Annotated in this window: 4 protein-coding genes; 3 read left to right on the top strand and 1 reads right to left on the bottom strand. The window is 69.8% G+C overall.

Annotation, left to right across the window (positions count from 1 at the left end; genetic code table 11):
* Together RMO85_RS13965 and RMO85_RS13960 are read left to right on the top strand one after the other, a co-directional pair.
* On the top strand, window positions 1-299 hold a 299-nt coding region (locus RMO85_RS13965), incomplete at its 5' end, for a phosphatase PAP2 family protein (protein ID WP_310529334.1).
* Window positions 299-1,003, top strand: coding sequence for a phosphatase PAP2 family protein (locus tag RMO85_RS13960; protein ID WP_310529333.1), 705 nt, complete (start codon window positions 299-301; stop codon window positions 1,001-1,003). The genes RMO85_RS13965 and RMO85_RS13960, both read left to right, overlap by 1 nt.
* Here RMO85_RS13960 and RMO85_RS13955 read toward each other — a convergent pair.
* A complete protein-coding gene (locus RMO85_RS13955; RefSeq protein ID WP_310529332.1) occupies window positions 988-1,800 on the bottom strand; it encodes a DUF1206 domain-containing protein in 813 nt (270 codons plus the stop codon). The genes RMO85_RS13960 and RMO85_RS13955 overlap by 16 nt on opposite strands.
* Before the next feature lie 77 nt (window positions 1,801-1,877).
* On the opposite strand from RMO85_RS13955, the gene RMO85_RS13950 reads away from it, so the two are divergent.
* Window positions 1,878-2,828, top strand: a complete 951-nt coding sequence (locus RMO85_RS13950; RefSeq protein ID WP_310529331.1) for a diacylglycerol kinase family protein — start codon at window positions 1,878-1,880, stop codon at window positions 2,826-2,828.
* The last annotated feature ends 396 nt before the right edge of the window (window positions 2,829-3,224 follow it).

Genomic DNA, 3,224 nt, shown 5'->3' with positions numbered 1-3,224 from the left:
GCCTCGGCGCTCCCGCCGACAGCGACGGGTCCGGCCACGCGACCAACAACGCCATCGTGGTCACCGTGGTCGTCCTGCTGGTGTGGCCGCTCGTGAGCACTCGCCTCCGGCTGCTGCTGGTCTGCGTCGGCGGGGCCTGGGTGGTCGTGACGTGCGCGGACAGGATCTTCGCCGGTGCGCACTTCCTCTCCGACGTGGTGGCCGGCGTGCTGCTCGGGTGTGGGCTGACCGCGGCGGCGTACGCGGGTTACGTCGGTTGGCGACCGCCGACTCCCGTCACGACGAAAGGATCCGACTGATGACGTTCCTCACCCGCTGGCGCGACGACACGTCCCGGCCCACCGCCAGGGAGTTTGGCCGCGACCTGGCGGTCCGCGTCCTGCCCCCACTCGTGGTGTGGTGGCTGGCCGTGCTTGCGATGGGATGGCTCATCACCGACGGCCCGCTGAAGGAGCTCGGCGTCTCCGAGGAGAGCGTCAACAAGAGCCTGGAGTCGTCACGCACAGCGCTCTGGGACGGCGTCACGCTCGTCTTCTCGTGGACGGGCGCGACCGTCAGCATCGTCGGTGTGTGCCTGGTCGTGGTGGCGCTGTTCTGGTGGCGGACCAAGCGGTGGTGGTACGCGGTCGTGCCGCTGATCGCGATCAGCCTGCAGGCGATGGTCTTCTTCTTCACCACGCTCCTCATCGACCGCGAGCGCCCCGACGTCGAGAAGCTGGACGACTCGCCGCCGACCTCCAGCTTCCCCAGCGGACACACCGGGGCCGCGACCGGGTTGTACTTCACGCTGGGGCTGATGGCCCTGCAGATCGCGAACCCGGTGCTTCGCAGGCTCGTGGTCGGCGTCTGCGTGGTCATCCCTTTCCTCGTCGCGTCCGCACGCCTCTACCGGGGCATGCACCACGTCAGCGACGTGCTCGTGGCCATCGCCAACGGTCTGGTCGCCACCGTCCTGGCCTGGTGCTGGCTGCGTCGCGGCGACGCGGATCAGACGCGCGCGTAGCGGGCCCGGGCGAAGGAGTAGGCGCCGTACGCCGCCAGGCCGAGCGCGACGCCGACCAGGATCACCGGCCCGGCGGGCAGGTCCAGCATCGAGTGGAGCGCTCCGTCGAGGCCGGTCACCTTGCCCGCGCGCTGCTCGATCGCGGCCGTGATGAACAGGACACCCACGGCGACCAGGGCGATGCCCTTGGCGATGTAGCCCACCCGGCCGGCGACGACCGCCCACTGGCCGGGGTGCTCCTGGAGGTCGTCGAGGAACTTCCTCTTCCAGCCCTTGTAGACGTGGTAACCCGCGATGCCGAGGATGGCGACGCCGACCAGGCCGACGAGCAACTGCCCGCCGGGTGCGTCCATCAGGGTCGCGGTGAAGTCCTTGCTCTGCTTGTTGCTCGAGGTGCGCCCGCCCGAGGCGAAGGTGAAGGACGTCCAGGTCAGCGCCGCGTAGAGCACGAGCTTGCCGCCGGCCTTCGCCTTGTCGAACACCTCGTGCCGCACGAAGAGCTCCGTCAGCTGCCACACGGCAAGCAGGGTGAACCCGGCCGCGAGCACCCAGAGCAGGACCTGCCCCAGCGTTTCGCCGGCGAGCGTCGCCAGCGCGCCCGACTGGCTCGCCTGTTTGTCGCCGCCCCCACCGAGAGCGATCTGGGCGGTCAGGAAGGCGAGCAGCAGGTGCAGGACACCATTGGCGCCGTAGCCGAGGCGAGCCCCCCACTCGACGACGGGATTATCGCCGGTCTTGGAGGCCGCCCTCTTCGCCGAGCCCGTCATGCCGCCGCCGCGGCCGCCGATGCTGTTCATTCAGTCCTCCCCTGGCGTGCACTCGCACGCAACCACCCCTCCGGAAGACCCCGCAGGTGCCGTGCAAGAGTACGCGAATGAACGCTTCGAGTGCTGAGGTCGTCGTCGTCGTCAACCCGATGAAGGTGGACCTCGACACCGTGCGCACGATCCTCCGGGAGGCGGCCAGCGCGGCAGGCATGGAGGCGCCCACGCTGGTGGAGACGACCGAGGACGATCCCGGCTTCGGCCAGGCGCGCGAGGCCGTGCGCAACGGCGCCAGCCTGGTGTGCGCCCTCGGAGGCGACGGAACGGTCCGGGCGGTGGCACAGGAACTCGTCGGCACCGGTGTCCCGCTGGGTCTGCTCCCCGGTGGGACCGGGAATCTGTTGGCCCGCAACCTCGGCCTGCCGATCGACTCGCTGGCGGACGCGGCCGGGGTGGCCTTCTCCGGCCAGGACCGCACCATCGATGTCGGCTGGATGGTCGTCGACCCCGACGAGAGCCAGCTGGCCGGCTCGCTGAGCACCGACGCGGACAACGCTCACTGCTTCACCGTCATGGCCGGGGTCGGCTTCGACGCGCAGATCATGGACGACGCCCCCGAGGGCGTGAAGGACAAGGCCGGCTGGGCGGCGTACGTCGCCAGCGGCGGCAAGCACCTGGCCGACGCCCCCTTCGCGCTCAACCTGACGGTGGACGGGCGCACCTCAGCCTGCGATGCCCGCACCGTCGTGGTCGGCAACTGTGGCGAGCTCACCGGCGGCATGGTGCTCCTGCCCGAGGCCGCGATCGACGACGGTCGCCTCGACGTGGCCACGGTCAGCCCCGAGAGCTTGGCCGGGTGGATCGGGGTGGCCGCGCGGGTGTTGACCGACCGAGGCGACGGACCGTCGCTCCAGCGTGACCAGGGTGAAGACCTCACCGTGCGGGTCGATCCACCCCAGTTGTGCGAGGTCGACGGCGACGTGCTGACCGAGGCAGCCCGGCTGCGCTTCTCGATCCAGGCTGCCTGCCTCGTGGTCCGGGTCGGACGAGACAGCGCCTGACGTCGCAACCGTCCGTTCACGACTGGCTACACCGGAGGCGGCTCCGCGGTAGCTGGTGAACGGAATCGCGAGTCCCTTGGCGAGTTGCGATTGTCGCTGGGTGTGAACGAAGAGTGCTTCTGACCGGCAGAAACGCGCTCCGCGTAGGTGGTTGGCCGTTGATGGTCGATCGTGGCTCTCCGCGAACCTTTGCGGACTTCTTGCGGACTATGTGCGGACTGAACGTGCGATCGCATCGACCGGCATCTCGTAGGCCGCATCGAATCTCGGTGTCGTCGACGCATACGTCGTGCCAAGGAGCCAGGCAGCCGAGCTTACGGCCTCGACATGCTGCACACCGCCAACTATGACGCACGGTGGATCGCCCGCCCGCCCGCCCGCCCGCCCGCCTACCCG

Source organism: Nocardioides sp. (assembly GCF_031422975.1).
Lineage (GTDB): Bacteria > Actinomycetota > Actinomycetes > Propionibacteriales > Nocardioidaceae > Nocardioides.
The sequence above is the reverse complement of the archived record's forward strand: the minus strand, read 5'-3'. Positions and strand labels throughout refer to the sequence as shown.

Excerpts from the sequence above, each read along its gene's own strand:
- RMO85_RS13950 (WP_310529331.1), top strand. The coding sequence starts at position 1,878 with ATGAACGCTTCGAGTGCTGAGGTCGTCGTCGTCGTCAACCCGATGAAG.
- RMO85_RS13955 (WP_310529332.1), bottom strand. The coding sequence starts at position 1,800 with ATGAACAGCATCGGCGGCCGCGGCGGCGGCATGACGGGCTCGGCGAAG.
- RMO85_RS13960 (WP_310529333.1), top strand. The coding sequence starts at position 299 with ATGACGTTCCTCACCCGCTGGCGCGACGACACGTCCCGGCCCACCGCC.